We start from the raw sequence: 14627 nt of genomic DNA, 5'->3' as shown, positions 1-14627 counted from the left end.
CCTGCCCATCTCCTGTCAGAACGACTGCGGGCCGGGGACGGCCCAGTGGCCTTCCCCGGCCCGAGCCGGTTGCGAAAAGCGTCAGCGGACGTGATCGACGTCGACCAGGTCGACGCGGACCCCGCGGCCGCCGATGGCACCCACGACGGTGCGCAGAGCGCGCGCGGTGCGGCCATTGCGGCCGATCACCTTGCCCAGGTCGTCGGGGTGCACCCGGACCTCCAGGACGCGCCCGCGGCGCAGGTTGCGCGAGGCGACCTGCACATCGTCAGGGTTGTCGACGATGCCCTTCACGAGGTGCTCAAGCGCCTCTTCGAGCATGCTGCTCAGACCTCGGTCGACTCGGAGGACTCGGCGGCGGCCTCGTCCTTCTTCTCGGCCTTCTTCTTCTGGGTGATCGCCTCACCCTTGCCCTCGTCCTCGCCGCCGAGCGCCTCGAACGACGGACGCGTGGCCTTCGGAGCGGCCACGAGCAGCGGCGCCGGAGCGGGCTCGCCCTTGAACTTCTGCCAGTCGCCGGTCTTCTTCAGGATGGCGAGCACGGGCTCGGTCGGCTGCGCGCCGACACCGAGCCAGTACGCCACGCGGTCGGCGTCCACCTCGATGACCGACGGGTTGTAGGTCGGGTGGTACTTGCCGATCTCCTCGATGGCCCGGCCGTCACGGCGGGTACGGGAGTCGGCGACGACGATGCGGTAGTGAGGCGAACGGATCTTGCCCAGACGCTTCAGCTTGATCTTGACTGCCACGGGAGTGGGTTCTCCTGGATTTGACGTGGTGGGGCACAACGAGGTGCCGCGTGGGGTTGCGGTGCCCGAGTGGCCCGATGGACGCGTCAGCCGGAGGAGAGAGGGGTCCTGTGCGGCTGTCGAGTACAGCTGGCCATTGTGCCACACCCAGTGACCCCCTTCGGCCGACGGTCGGTGAGCTGCGGCAGGGCACACCTCATGCACCCGGCGCGGAGGTGATGTGCGCCGGGTGCACGGGTGCGCCGCCCGGCGCTGCGAGGTGCCGCCGCTCAGCGGCACCCGGCATCGCCGGCCCCACCGGCACCCACGAGATGCCGGTACCTTGCGGCCCGCGGGCTACGCCGCTCCCACGACCTCCGGGATCCGGAACGGCTTGCCGCAGCCGCCGCACATGATGGGCGCCTGGGCCAGGACCGACGGGACCACCCGGACGTTGCGTCCGCAGTCGCAGACGGCCTTGACGCGGACGCCGCCACCGGAGGAGCCGTGGCGGGCGGCCGGGCCGCGGAAGGTACGAGAGGTGTCGGCGGAGGTGGCCGCCAGGTGGGCCTTCAGGGCGCGCTGGAGCCGCTCCATCGTCGGGCGGTAGCGCCGCTTCGCCTCGGGGTTGAGCGTGACCAGCGAGAAGCCGCTGCTCGGGTGCGGCTCGTCGGGGTGGTCCAGGCCCAGCTCCTCGGCGATGGCGAGGAATCTCCGGTTGTGGTAGCGGCCGGCTCGGGAGGTGTCGCGCACGCCGCGGGCGGCGGCGATGCCGTGGACTGCCTCATGAAGCAGTCGTTCGAAGGAGAGTTCGTGACCGCACGCGGACGACGACTCCCCGATCAGGGATTCTGGCGCGGCAAGGTCCGGCAACTCGGGGTGGTACCGCTGAATGTCGGCCCACGCCTGCGCCAGCTCTGCGGCGAGAACAGGTGGTGTCTGTGTCGTGCTCACGTAATGACAACGAGCCGGAGTGCCGCTGTGTTCCGATTCCGGGGCATCCCAAATAATTTGCACGTACCCGTCAGTTGCCACTGATGCGTCCTGACGAGGGCGGGTGCGCTGATCTGCGGAGAAGCCTCACAGCTCGTACCAAGCCGGTACGTAGTCCAACGTAGGACCCGGCGCGCAGATCGGGTCCGCGCGCCGGTTCGGCTGTGGTCGGCTGATGCACAAGAGGTGTTTCGGTCGCTCTCGCGGCGATCGGTGTCGCTTCAGTATGCGCGTGCGACGACCGCGACGTTACCGGGGGCGTCGTCGGCGTCCGGCACCGACCCGTCCGCGGCGACCAGACACCGTACGGTGACGGCGTGCTCGGCCAGCCTGGCCTCCCCCTCTTCACCGAGGTCGGCCCACGGGATGCGCGCCCAGCCGCCGGCGGTGACGGCCTCGACGGCCTCCTCCACGGTGGTCACGTCGGTGGTGCGCGACTCGCGGCGCTCCCGGGACTGGCTCAGGAGCAGCGCCTGGTCCTCGTCGAGGATCCGCGGGAGCAGCCCGGCCAGCGCGTCCAGGGCGACCGGCGCCTTGCCTCCGGGGATCCGGCGGGCCAGCATCGCGGTGCCGTTCTCCAGGTCGCGCGGGCCGACCTCGATGCGGACGGGCACGCCCTTCAGTTCCCAGTCGACGGCGCGGCGGCCGAACGGGGTGTCCGTGCGGTCGTCCACCCGGACCCGGATCCCGGCCGCCTTCAGCCGGTCGCCGATCTCGCGGACCTTGGCGAGGACCGCCTCGTCGTCCTTGACCGCGAGGACGACGACCTGGATCTGCGCCAGGCGGGGTGGTACGCGCAGGCCGGCGTCGTCGCCGTGCATCATCACCAGGGCGCCGATCATGCGGGTGGTGGAGCCCCAGGAGGTCTGCCAGACGTACTCCTGCCGGCCGTCCTTCGACAGGTACTGGGTGTGGAACGCCTTCGCGAAGTTCTGGCCGAGTTCATGGCTGGTGCCCAGCTGGAGGGCCTTGCCGTCGCCCATCATGCCCTCCAGGGTGAGGGTGTTGATGGCGCCGGCGAAGCGCTCACTGGCCGTCTTGCGGCCCGCCAGGACGTCCATGGCGAGGACGTTCTCCATGAAGTCGGCGTACACGTTCCGGTGGATGTGCGCGGCGTAGTCCCGGGCGTCCTCGTATGTGGCGTGCGCGGTGTGGCCCTCCTGCCAGAGGAACTCCGTCGTCCGCAGGAACACGCGCGGGCGCAGCTCCCAACGCACCACGTTCGCCCACTGGTTGATCAGCAGCGGCAGATCGCGGTAGCTCTGCACCCACTTGGCGAAGTAGTCGTTGACGATCGTCTCCGAGGTGGGCCGGACGACGACCGGCTCCTCCAGCTCCTTGCCGCCGCCGTGGGTGACGACGGCCAGCTCCGGCGCGAAGCCCTCGACGTGCTCCGCCTCCCGGGTCAGGTACGACTGCGGGATGAACAACGGGAAGTAGGCGTTGGAGGCACCGGCCTCCTTGATCCGGGCATCCATCTCGGCCTGCATCCGCTCCCACAGCCCGTACCCGTACGGTCGGATCACCATGGTGCCGCGCACCGGACCGTTGTCGGCCAGCTCGGCCTTGTTGATCAGATCCTGGTACCAGCGGGGGAAGTCGACCGCCCGGGGCGTGAGAACGGGTGCCTTTGCCATGGCGCGATGGTACGGGTCCATGTTGCCGGGATGTGAATTCTCGCCACAGCCGCCGGGAAGCCGCGATGCGGGCCCCACGACCCCTGGACGCCGTCGCGCGCCGGGAGTTACCTGACATACGTGGAGAGTGCGAGCGCACACGGCACGGGGACCACGCAACCGCGCACACCGGCAGCCTTCGGCGGATTGGGGCGCTTGTCCATGACTCCTACGCTCGTGCGGCAGCACCCGTCCCAGGCGGGCCCCGCGCCCCGCGCGGACCGGTGCGCACGCGCGCGTGACTGGTCCGAGATCCAGGAGCGGATGCTGGTCCCGCTCCACGAGTCGGTCTACGAACGTCTTGAAGTGGGCGCCGCCACCCGGCTGCTGGGGCTTCGCTGCGGTTCCGGGCTCGCCCTGCTGGCGGCGGCGTCCAGAGGGGCCGCGGTGACCGGTGTGGACCGCGCCCGGCCCGAACTGCTCGCCCTCGCGCGCCAGCGGCTGCTGCCGGACGCATGGGGCACGCGCGCGCGTGCGCGCGCCCGGATCGTGGACGGCTCACCGAGGGACGCGGCCGACGCGGAGACGCCCGCGTTCACCCTGGTGACCGCCTTCGAACCGATCGGCTGCGCGGCGGGCGACGCGGAGGGGCTCGGCGAGCTGCTCGCCGCCGCGGTACCGCTCGCCGCGCGCGGGGCGGCCGTGGTGCTGACCGGCTGGGGCCCGCCGGAGCGCTGCGCCACCTCGTCCGTGCTGCGGGTGGCCGCGGGGCCGGGCGATCCGCTGCGCGGCGCGGGCAGTCGGCGCCCGGCCCGGCGCGACGACATGGAGGAGGTCGCCCGGCGGGCCGGGCTGCGGCCGGCCGGTTCCGGGCGGGTGGCCTGCCCGTTCGGGTACGCGGACCTCGACAGCGCGGTACGCGGTCTGCTGTCGACGGGGCTGTTCGACGCGGCGATCGCGGCCACCGACCAGGTGCAGGTGGACAAGGAGTTGCGGGAGACGCTGCACCCGCATCGGCGGCGGGACGGGACGGTGTGGATGCCGAACGTCTTCCGCTATCTGATCGCCCACGTTCCGTAGACCGCCGGGCCGGGGCACGTCGCGGGGACGGCACCGCCGAACCAGAGCACGTCCCGGGACGACACCGCCGGGACGGCCGAGGGCTCGCGGTGAGATCGGCTCAGGGCTCGTCCTTCGTCAGTCGTGTGGTCCCCGCGCTCCGGTGGGCGCCTCTTCCAGCGTCTCCCGCACCCTCATGGGCCCCGGCCCGACGCGTCCAACCGGCCGCGGCGCTCACGGCACTTGCGAGGGCCCGCGGCGCCGACCCCGTACCCCTCTGGGCGTCGTCGCGCAGCGCGGAGAGCCGGCGTCCTCGGGGGCGCCCTCGGTGCGGCAGGCCGCGGGCGCGGCCGGTGGCATCGCGGAAACGCCGAGGGCGTTCCCCTCGCCGCAGTGGTTGGGGAACGCCCTCGCAGTCGTGCGCGGCCTCAGCCCATGAACTTCTTGAACTCGTCCGGCAGTTCGAAGTCCTGCCCGCCCTGCTGCGGCAGGCCGAGGGCGCCGCCCTGGGCCGCGGCCTCGCGCCGCTGGGCCGCCTCCAACTCCTGCTGCTTGCGCTTCATCGGGTTGCCGGAGCGCTGCTTGCCCTTGGCCTTCTTCGGCTGCTTCTTCGTCCGGCCGGGGCCGCCGCCCATGCCCGGGATCCCCGGCATGCCGGGCATGCCGCCGCCCTGGGCCATGCGGGACATCATCTTGCGCGCCTCGAAGAACCGCTCGACCAGGTTCTTGACCGCGCTGACCTCGACGCCCGAACCCTTGGCGATACGGGCCCGGCGCGAGCCGTTGATGATCGTGGGGTCCTGACGCTCCCCCGGGGTCATCGACTTGATGATCGCGGCGGTGCGGTCGACGTCCCGCTCGTCGAGGTTGTTGATCTGGTCCTTGATCTGCCCCATGCCGGGCAGCATCCCGAGCAGCTTGCTGATGCTGCCCATCTTCCTGACCTGCTCCATCTGGGCCAGGAAGTCGTCCAGGGTGAAGTCCTGGCCCTTCTTGGACGCCAGCTTGGAGGCCATCTTCTCGGCCTCTTCCTGGCTGAACGTCTTCTCCGCCTGCTCGATCAGGGTGAGCAGGTCACCCATGTCGAGGATGCGGGAGGCCATCCGGTCCGGGTGGAAGGCGTCGAAGTCCTCCAGCTTCTCGCCGTTCGACGCGAACATGATCGGCTTGCCGGTGCTCTGGCGGATCGACAGGGCCGCACCGCCGCGGGCGTCGCCGTCGAGCTTGGAGAGCACCACGCCGTCGAAGCCGACACCGTCGCGGAATGCCTCGGCCGTGTTGACAGCGTCCTGACCGATCATCGCGTCGACGACGAAGAGGATCTCGTCCGGGCCGACCGCGTCCCGGATGTCCGCGGCCTGCTGCATCATCTCCTGGTCGATGCCCAGGCGGCCCGCGGTGTCCACCACCACGATGTCGTGGACCTTGGACTTGGCGAAGTCGATGGAGTCCTTGGCGACCTTGACCGGGTCGCCGACGCCGTTGCCCGGCTCGGGCGCGTAGACCGCGACGCCGGCCCGCTCCGCGACGACGCTCAGCTGGTTGACGGCGTTCGGGCGCTGGAGGTCGGCGGCGACGAGCAGCGGCGAGTGTCCCTGCTCCTTGAGCCACCGGCCGAGCTTGCCCGCGAGGGTGGTCTTACCGGCACCCTGGAGACCCGCCAGCATGATCACCGTGGGCGGCTGCTTGGCGAAGCGCAGACGGCGGGTCTCACCGCCGAGAACCTGCACAAGTTCGTCGTTGACGATCTTGAGGACCTGTTGGGCGGGATTCAGCGCCTTGGAGACGTCTGCACCGAGTGCGCGCTCCTTGACGTTCTTGATGAACGTCCGAACGACAGGCAGAGCCACGTCGGCTTCGAGGAGCGCGATGCGGATCTCGCGCGCCGTGGCGTCGATGTCCGCTTCACTCAGACGCCCCTTGCCGCGCAAGTTTTTGAAGGTTGCTGAAAGGCGATCGGAGAGAGTATCGAACACGGCGGCGTCGGTCCTCGGAGTCGGAAGCTGGGTCGCCCTCCAGAGTATCTGGCCCCGCAAGCAAATCGGCCCTGCCCGCTGAGTTCAGCGGGCAGGGCCGGAGACCCCGCATCGGCGGGGAGCATGCGTCGCACAACCGTCCCTTACTGCGAAGGGGACCACCCCCGCAGCTGCGGGGAGCAACCAAGGATGGTGACCAGTCCGTCGTTCACGATCGGACCACCCCCGCGTCAGCGGGGAGCACATCCGGTAAACGCACAACATGACCGCAAGGTCACGCCCGCAACGTCTCCTCCAGCACCCGAGCCAGCGACCCCGCATCCTCCGGCAGCAACTGCGCCCCCATCCCCGTCGTGACGTAGAACGCATCGACGGCGTTGGAGCCGAGCGTGCTGACGTGCATGCTCCGCACCCGCACCCCCGCCTCCTCCAGCGCCCGGCCGATCCGGAACAGCAGTCCGGGCGCGTCCTGGGCGCGGACCTCGATCACCGTGGCGTGCCGGGAGGCGGCCGGGGCGACCGTCACCCGGGGCGGTGGGGCCACCTGGCCGCGGCGGCGCGGATAGGCCGCGTCCCGTTCCGCGAGCCGGCCCGCGATGTCCAGGCTGCCGTCCAGCGCCCGCACCAGGTCGACGCGGAGCCGGGCCGCCTGCGGCAGCGAGCCGTACTCGGCCGCGACCCGCCAGTTCAGCAGCAGGACCGAGCCGTCGTCGACGTCGCCCGGCAGGCGCAGGGCCCGCAGCTCCGCCGTGCGGACGGTGAGCCGGTGCAGGGCCAGGACGCCGGCCACCGCGGGCAGCACCCCCGGCTGGTCGGACATGGCGATGAGGAGTTCGACACCCAGTGGCTGGGGGGCGCCGGGGGGTTCCTCGTCCGCCGCCGGTTCCGCCTGCGCGCGCAGCGCGAGCACCGGCCCGCCGGTGCGGTACGCCTCGATGGCGAGCCGCTCCTGCTCGGCTGTGGGGGCCGCGGGTTCGGGCTCGTCGGGGGCGTCCCCGGCCAGCACCGCCGCGACCCGCCGCACCAGGTCGGCGACGAGGGCGCCACGCCAGGACGACCAGGCGGCCGGGCCGGTGGCCAGCGCGTCCGCCTCGGTCAGCGCGTGCAGCAGCTCCAGCGTGCTCGGCGTGCCGACCGCATCGGCGACCGCGTGGACGGTGGCCGGGTCCTCCAGGTCGCGCCGGGTGGCGGTCTCGATCAGCAGCAGGTGATGCCGTACGAGAACGGAGAGGACGGCCGCGTCGGCGCGGTCGAAGCCGATGCGCGTGGCCACGTCCTGGGCGATGATCTCGCCGGCCACCGAGTGGTCGCCGGGCCAGCCCTTGCCGATGTCGTGCAGCAGGGCGGCGACCAGCAGCAGATCGGGGCGGCCGACCCGGCGGGTCAGCGCGGAGGCGCGGACCGCCGTCTCGATCAGGTGCCGGTCCACGGTCCACACATGGACGGCGTTGCGCTGCGGGCGGCAGCGCACCCGCTCCCAGTCCGGCAGCAGCCGCGTGATGAGGCCTTCGGCCTCCAGCGCCTCCCAGACGTCCACCGTCGGACGGCCCGAGCCGAGCAGGGTGACCAATTGCTCCCGGGCCTCGGCGGGCCAGGGAATGGGCAGCGGACGGACGGTGGCCGCCAGGCGCCGTACGGCGTGCAGGGAGAGCGGAAGACCGGCCTGCGCGGCGGCGGCCGCGGCGCGCAGCGGGAGCACCGGGTCGCGTTCGGGGCGCGCGACGCGGGCGAGCACCACCTCGCCGTCCTGCTCCACCACGCCCTCGGCCAGCGGCGACCGTTCGGTGACCGGCTTGCCTCCCAGCGCCCTCCCGTCGCCCGCCACCGCCCTTCTGAGGAAGTCGCTTCGCTCCCTTGCCAGTTTGCGCAGCCGCGGACGCACGGCCCGCGACCGCAGCACGCGCCCCACCTCGCGCCAGGTGACGTCGCTGGCGTAGGAGATGACGCGCGCCGCCTCGTACACCTGCCGCAGCAGCGTGTCGGCGTCGAGCAGGCCCAGGTCCGCCGCCACCTGGTCCTGTTCCTGGTGGCTGAGGCGGTCGGTGGCGCGGCCGGTGGCCAGGTGCAGGGCGTCACGGACGTCGAGCAGGCACCGCCGGGCGTCCGCGAGGCCCTCACGGGGGGCGTCCGCGAGCCAGGACGCGGCGACCGCGCGCAGGGCGGTGGCGTCTCTGAGGCCGCCGCGGGCCTCCTTGAGGTCCGGTTCCAGGAGGTACTGCAGCTCGCCCTGGCGCGCGGCGCGTTCGGCGCACAGCTCCTCAAGTTCGGGCAGGCGTTTCGGCGCCTGGTTGCGCCAGTCGGCGAGCACGGCCGTGCGCAGTCCGGAGGTCAGACCCAGGTCGCCCGCGAGGTGGCGGGCGTCGAGCAGTCCGAGCTGGACCTTGAGGTCGTCACCCGCCGTCTTCCGGGCCTCCGGCGGCGTGCGCACGGAGTGGTCGAGGGCGAGGCCGAGGTCCCAGACCGGGTACCAGATGCGGTCGGCCAGGTCGGCGACCGCCTTGGTGTCGCCGCCGTCGTGCAGCAGCAGCAGATCGAGGTCGCTGCGCGGGGACAGCTCGCCGCGGCCGTAGCCGCCGACGGCGACCAGTGAGACGCCGCCGAGGCCCTCGGCCGCCGCGGTGAACAGCCTGGTCAGCCAGTCGTCGGTCAGCTCGGCGAGGGCCCGCCGGCGCGGCGCCCCGGACCGCGCGTCCTCGGTGAGGAGGCGCAGCCGGGCCGCCGCGTAGCCGCTGGGCCCCAGGTTTTTTGCGTCGTTCCGAACTTCCGTACCCGTCACCCGGCGACTCCTGTTCCTTTCCTGTCCCTCTTCGGTTCCTGTCCCTCTTCGGCCGGACCTCCGGTCGGACGGCCTTCGGTCGGCCTTCTGCTGGGCGGCCTGCTGCTGGACGCGTCCGGTCAGAGGGCGTCGGGGCCGCGCTCGCCGGTGCGGACCCGGACGGCCGTCTCGACCGGCAGGGACCAGACCTTGCCGTCACCGATCTTGCCGGTGCGGGCGGCCTTGACGATGACATCGATCAGCTGCTCGGCGTCGTCGTCCTCGGCCAGCACCTCGATACGGATCTTGGGTACCAGGTCGACCGTGTACTCGGCGCCGCGGTAGACCTCGGTGTGTCCCCGCTGTCGGCCGTAGCCGCTCGCCTCGGTGACCGTCAGACCGTGCACCCCGAATGCCTGTAGGGCTTCCTTGATCTCGTCGAGTCGGTGCGGCTTGACGACGGCGGTGATGAGCTTCATGCGTCCACCTTCTTGCTCTGCGTGGCCTTCTTGCTCTGCGTGGCGGCCAGGGCGGACGCGACGGTACCGATGACTCCGCCACCGGCTCCGCTGAAGTCGTATGCGGTCTCGGCGTGCTCGGCCTGGTCGATGCCGGAGACCTCTTCGTCCTCGGTGACCCGCATGCCCATGGTCTTGTCGAGGAGGAAGGCGAGGACGGCGGAGGCGATCAGGGAGTAGGCGAGGACGGCGAAGACCCCGGCGCACTGCTTCCAGAACTGGTCGAGGCCACCACCGTAGAACAGGCCCTTGACGTCGGACTGGCCCTTGCCGCTGGCGAAGAAGCCGACGAGCAGGGAGCCTGCGATGCCGCCGACCATGTGGACGCCGACCACGTCGAGGGAGTCGTCGTAGCCGAACCTGTACTTCAGGCCCACGGCCATGGCGCACAGGACACCGGCGATGGCGCCGACGGCGATCGCGCCGAGCGGGGAGACCGCGCCACCGGACGGGGTGATCGCGACCAGGCCGGCGACCGCGCCGGAGGCGGCGCCCAGCGTGGTGAACGCGCCGTGCCGGATCTTCTCGTAGACGAGCCAGGCCAGCATGGCGGCGGCGGTGGCGACCTGTGTGTTGACGAACATCAGCGCGCCGACGCCGTCCTCGTTGCCGAGCCAGGATCCGGCGTTGAAGCCGAACCAGCCGAACCACAGCAGACCGGCGCCGAGCATGACCAGCGGGAGGCTGTGCGGGCGCATCGGGTCCTTCTTGAAGCCGACGCGTCTGCCGATGACGAGGATCACGCCGAGGGCCGCGGCACCCGCGTTGATATGGACCGCCGTACCGCCGGCGAAGTCGATCACGCCGAGGTCGAAGGCCCAGCCGCCGGTGCCCCACACCCAGTGCGCCACCGGGAAGTAGACGACCGTGGCCCACAGGACGAGGAAGACGGCCCACGCCGAGAACTTCACGCGGTCCGCGAGGGCGCCGCTGATCAGGGCGGGCGTGATGATCGCGAACATCAGCTGGAAGACCGCGAAGACGAAGACCGGGATCGGGTAGCTGCCCCAGAGGGCCGTCTTGTCGATCCCGCTGAAACCGACGAAGCCGGAGGTCCAGCCGATCAGGGAGCCCCTGTCGGCGCCGAAGGCCATGGAGAAGCCGTAGAGCACCCACAGGATGGTGATGAGGCCCAGGCTGATGAAACTCATCATCAGCATGTTCAGGGTGCTCTTGACGCGGACCATGCCTCCGTAGAAGAAGGCCAGGCCCGGAGTCATGAGCATCACCAGGGCGGAACAGATGAGCATGAAGCCTGTGTCCGCGGCGGACAGCTTGGATGCTTCCGCGGCAAGCGTGATGGCTGGTGCCATCGGCGTCTCCTCGTCGGTTGGTACGGCCCGTGCGGGCTAAGCCTGAGCGTGGTCCGGTCATGCGGGATGGGCCGGTTATGCGCCCTGAGACTGACGCAGCGCGGTTTCGGTCGAGGCCACCCGTTGTTTCACCGGGGTGACGAAGGCGCCGTGCGTGTTACGCATCGATGAACTGCCGGATTCGGACACCGTCCATCGTTATCGTGGCGCAACCTTCTCCGCCGGAAACGAACCGGCCGCGGGCGGCCCTCCGATGACCTGGCATGGGGGAGCCGAGTCGGGCTGTTCGGGAGGGCCGGCCGCGGCCGGGGTTCTGCGGGGTCAGACCGCTTCGGCGGTCTCCGGGAGGGCGCTGGCGAGCCGGTCGGTGAGGTCGATGACCTCGGCGAGGTCGCCGAAGTCGCGCACGGCCGTGTCGACGGTCTTGCGGATACGTGTGTTCACCCGCTCGGAGCGCACCTTCTTGGCGACGCTCATCGCCTGTGTGGCGTACGCCGTGCCCTGCTCGGGCTCGCGGCGCAGCAGGTGCACGGTGGCCATGCCGATCAGGTTCAGTGCGTACGACCGCTGGTGTTCGTGGTCCCCGGCGAACAGTTCCACGGCCCGCTGCATCACCGGCTCGGCCAGGGAGGCGTAGGCGGGGCTGCGGCCGGCGACATAGGCGAGGTCGCGGTAGGAGTGGGAGTTCTCGCCGTACAGCTCGGCCTCGGAGAAGAAGCGGATCCAGTCGGGGTCCGGCTCGTCCCATTCGTCGGCCTCGGCGAAGGTGTCCTCGGCCATCCGCACCGCCCGCTTGCACCTGCCGGGCTGCCCGATGTTGGCGTAGGCGCGTGCCTCCATCGCATACAGCATGGACTGGGTGCGCGGGCCCGCACAGTCGCGGCTGCCGTACTGGGCGAGGTGGATCAGTTCCAGGGCGTCGTCGGGCCGGCCGAGATGGATCATCTGGCGGCTCATGCTGGAGAGGATGTACGAGCCGAGGGGCTTGTCGCCCGCCTCCTTGGCGGCGTGCAGGGCGAGAACGAAGTACTTCTGCGCGGTGGGCTGGAGCCCGACGTCGTAGCTCATCCAGCCGGCCAGTTCGGCGAGTTCGGCGGCGACCTTGAACAGCTTCCTGGTGGTGGCCTCCGGCTGGGGCTCCTGGAGGAGGTCGGTCACCTCGTGCAGCTGGCCGACGACCGCCTTGCGGCGCAGGCCGCCGCCGCACTGGGCGTCCCACTGGCGGAACATCATCGCGGTGGACTCCAGCAGCTCCAGCTCGGGCTTGGACAGCCGGCCGGGGCGCCGGGACTCGACGGACTCGGGTTCGGGCCGCAGGGCGGCCGGCGCGGGGACGAGCCAGCGCTGCATCGGTTCGATGAGGGACGGGCCCGCGGACAGGGCCAGCGAGGTCCCGAGGAAGCCGCGCCGCGCCAGCATGAGGTCGCTGCGCGAGAACTCGCTGAGCAGGGCCACCGTCTGCGGGCCCGTCCAGGGCAGGTCGACGCCGGTCGCGGAGGGTGACGGGCGGGCGGCGCGCAGGCCGAGGTCCTCGATGGAGACGACGCAGCCGAATCGCTCGGAGAACAGTTCGGACAGGATCCTGGGGATCGGCTCGCGGGGGTTCTCGCCGTCCAGCCAGCGGCGCACCCGGGAGGTGTCCGTCGAGATATGGCCGGCCCCCAACTGGCGGGCCCGGCGGTTCACTTGGCGGGCCAGCTCGCCCTTGGACCAGCCGCTGCGGACGAACCACGAGCCGAGCAGCTCATTGGGGCGTTTGTCAGCGTTCGTCCCGCCACCGCCGTTGCCGCCCACTGGAACGCCCCCATTCCTGAGACCACTTGTGTCACCGCGTGCGCCAAGCCCTATCAGCATGCCGGTGAATACGGCCGCCCGTCCGACAGTTCTCACCCTTCGAACAGAATGCCGCCATGCCCCCGGCATACCCATGAGTGCATGTGCCCCGGGCCTCGTGCACTCAAAGTAATCCTACGATCACCGGTCCAGCCATGGCGATCCAGGAAACGCCACCATTCGCCACCCCTTCGAATGAACTCCCGGTAGCCCGGGCGCGATTCACTTGACACAGGACGGCCGGAAGTGGATGCGGCGGTGCACTCGGGAGCGCGCACGTCCCGGCGTGCCACCGGTGACGCTTCATAGCGCCGCTCGACTCCCGTAGGGGCTGGGGTAGACGGAGCCGTATGGTCACGTTCCGCTTCCGTCTCGTTCCGCGCCGTAACCGTCGGCGCGCCGGACCCGTTGGAGGGGGCATGGGCTTCACGATCGGCGGCATGCGCGAGATCCGCTCCGGCACGCGTCGGCGTGGCCGCTCGTCGGAGTGCACCACCGTCGCCGAGTTCACCGGACTGTGGGGCTGGGACGTGGTGCCGGGCGCGCGGACCGCGGGGGGCGCCTGTTCATGCGGCCGGGCGGACTGCCGTGCGCCGGGCGCGCATCCGCTGGAGTTCGCACCCCAGATCCCCGCCGGGGCCACGCTCGACGAGGTCACCAAGGCGTGGGGCGAGTTCCCCGGCGCCGCGGTGATGCTGCCGGTCGGCCGCGCGTTCGACGTGCTGGAGGTGGCCGAGCCCGCCGGGCGCCGGGCGCTGGCCCGCCTGGAGCGGATGGGCCTGCCCCTGGGCCCGGTCATCGCGACCCCCGACGGCCGCGCCCAGTTCCTGGTCGCCCCCGGCGCCGCCACCGAACTTCCCACGCTCCTCTACCGCCTGGGCTGGGACGACCCGACCTCCCTCGATCTGCGCGGACTCGGGCCGGGCAGGTATCTCACGGCGCCGCCCTCCGACCGTGGTGGCCTGGGCCCGGTCCACTGGCTCCGCCCGCCCGCCCTCGACTCGGCGACCAGGCCCCCGGCGGCCCGCCTGCTCCTCGGCACCCTCGCCTACCTGGCCCACCGCTCACGAGCCTGACCCGCACGACGCCACACCCGCCGAAGCCCGACCACGAGATGCCATCGGCGCCTTGTCAGCGCGGGTGAGCGGCGCCGTGCCACGACAAGCGGCGCGCTGCCGCGACGGAGGGTGACCGCGGCTTCCTGGCGGCGAAGGTGACCGGTATCCAGGCGTGGTGAGGCAGCGGCGTCCCGTCGGCGAGGACGAGTGACATCCGGGCGGGGGAAGACGGCGACGCGCGGTGCACCTCGCGTACCCGATCGCGTGCCGCAGCAACGGCTTGCGCGCGCCCGATCACCTGCCGGAGCAACGGCTTGCGCGTGCCCGATCACCTGCCGCGCCAACGGCCTGCGCGTGCCCGATCACCTGCCGGAGCGGCAGTTTGCGCGTGCCGGAGCGGCGGGGTTCGTGCGTGCCCGGCTCTCGTACCGCGGCGGCGACTCGTACGCGCCCCGAGGCCCTGTCGGTACGGACGGCCGCCCGACGGCGACAAATGTCGGCAGGCACCCTGGCGACCACGTCGGCAGGCAGGCCCGCTTCGGGCCGACCCAGGCGATCGAGCGCACGGTGCCGTCCGGGCGGTCCCGGAGCGGCGCGCCGGGCGGGCGAATCCCGAACCCGAAGGAATGCCCCGACGCGGGGGCCGTCGTACGCGCACCGGACGGTGGAGCTGTCTCCCCCGCCCGTCGCACACGTACCGGGCGGTGGACTTCGCCTCCTCCCGTCTCCCTCCCCTGGCCCGCACACGGCGGCGGGCGGGGCGGCGCGGGGGGGGGGG

At 71.6% G+C, this 14627-nt stretch carries 11 protein-coding genes; 2 read left to right on the top strand and 9 right to left on the bottom strand.

Annotated elements, in window-relative coordinates; translation table 11 throughout:
- Positions 1-81 precede the first annotated feature (81 nt).
- From ACWEKM_RS13575 to proS, 4 genes are all read right to left on the bottom strand, one after another.
- Positions 82-321 (bottom strand): RNA-binding protein, encoded by a 240-nt coding sequence (locus ACWEKM_RS13575; protein ID WP_003973401.1) that lies wholly within the window; start codon positions 319-321, stop codon positions 82-84.
- Positions 322-326: 5 nt separating this feature from the next.
- Positions 327-749: a 30S ribosomal protein S16 gene (gene rpsP / locus ACWEKM_RS13570; protein WP_451621340.1), complete on the bottom strand. Its 423-nt coding sequence runs from the start codon at positions 747-749 to the stop codon at positions 327-329.
- Positions 750-1085: 336 nt separating this feature from the next.
- Entirely contained in the window at positions 1086-1682 is a 597-nt protein-coding gene (locus ACWEKM_RS13565; protein ID WP_359298900.1) for a hypothetical protein, read from the bottom strand.
- A gap of 260 nt (positions 1683-1942) precedes the next feature.
- The gene (proS, locus tag ACWEKM_RS13560) at positions 1943-3358 is read right to left on the bottom strand and encodes a proline--tRNA ligase (protein WP_451621339.1); all 1416 of its coding nucleotides are present in this window, start codon (positions 3356-3358) and stop codon (positions 1943-1945) included.
- Positions 3359-3559: 201 nt separating this feature from the next.
- Between proS and ACWEKM_RS13555 the strand changes: the two genes are divergently transcribed.
- Positions 3560-4417, top strand: coding sequence for an SAM-dependent methyltransferase (locus ACWEKM_RS13555; RefSeq protein ID WP_451621338.1), 858 nt, complete (start codon positions 3560-3562; stop codon positions 4415-4417).
- 407 nt (positions 4418-4824) lie between these two features.
- Here the strand turns inward: ACWEKM_RS13555 and ffh are convergent, their stop codons facing one another.
- The 5 genes from ffh to nsdA all read right to left on the bottom strand — a co-directional run bounded on the left by ffh (position 4825) and on the right by nsdA (position 12752).
- Complete coding sequence (gene ffh / locus ACWEKM_RS13550; protein ID WP_451621337.1) at positions 4825-6372, bottom strand: signal recognition particle protein; 1548 nt, start codon at positions 6370-6372, stop codon at positions 4825-4827.
- Positions 6373-6646: 274 nt separating this feature from the next.
- The gene (locus ACWEKM_RS13545; RefSeq protein WP_451621336.1) at positions 6647-9148 is read right to left on the bottom strand and encodes a [protein-PII] uridylyltransferase; all 2502 of its coding nucleotides are present in this window, start codon (positions 9146-9148) and stop codon (positions 6647-6649) included.
- A 119-nt stretch (positions 9149-9267) separates the two neighbouring features.
- Positions 9268-9606, bottom strand: a complete 339-nt coding sequence (locus tag ACWEKM_RS13540; protein WP_003997576.1) for a P-II family nitrogen regulator — start codon at positions 9604-9606, stop codon at positions 9268-9270.
- Positions 9603-10958 carry an ammonium transporter gene (locus ACWEKM_RS13535; protein WP_451621335.1) on the bottom strand — a complete coding sequence of 452 codons (1356 nt, stop codon included), beginning with the start codon at positions 10956-10958 and terminating at the stop codon, positions 9603-9605. The genes ACWEKM_RS13540 and ACWEKM_RS13535 overlap by 4 nt, the downstream gene beginning before the upstream one ends.
- Positions 10959-11279: 321 nt before the next feature.
- Entirely contained in the window at positions 11280-12752 is a 1473-nt protein-coding gene (nsdA, locus tag ACWEKM_RS13530; protein WP_451621334.1) for a transcriptional repressor NsdA, read from the bottom strand.
- 458 nt (positions 12753-13210) lie between these two features.
- Here nsdA and ACWEKM_RS13525 point away from each other — a divergent pair, with 458 nt between their 5' ends.
- A complete protein-coding gene (locus ACWEKM_RS13525; protein WP_451621333.1) occupies positions 13211-13867 on the top strand; it encodes a bifunctional DNA primase/polymerase in 657 nt (218 codons plus the stop codon).
- Positions 13868-14627 lie beyond the last annotated feature (760 nt).

The sequence above is a fragment of the Streptomyces sp. NPDC004752 genome, from assembly GCF_053601275.1.
This window is presented reverse-complemented; position numbering and strand designations above follow the sequence as displayed.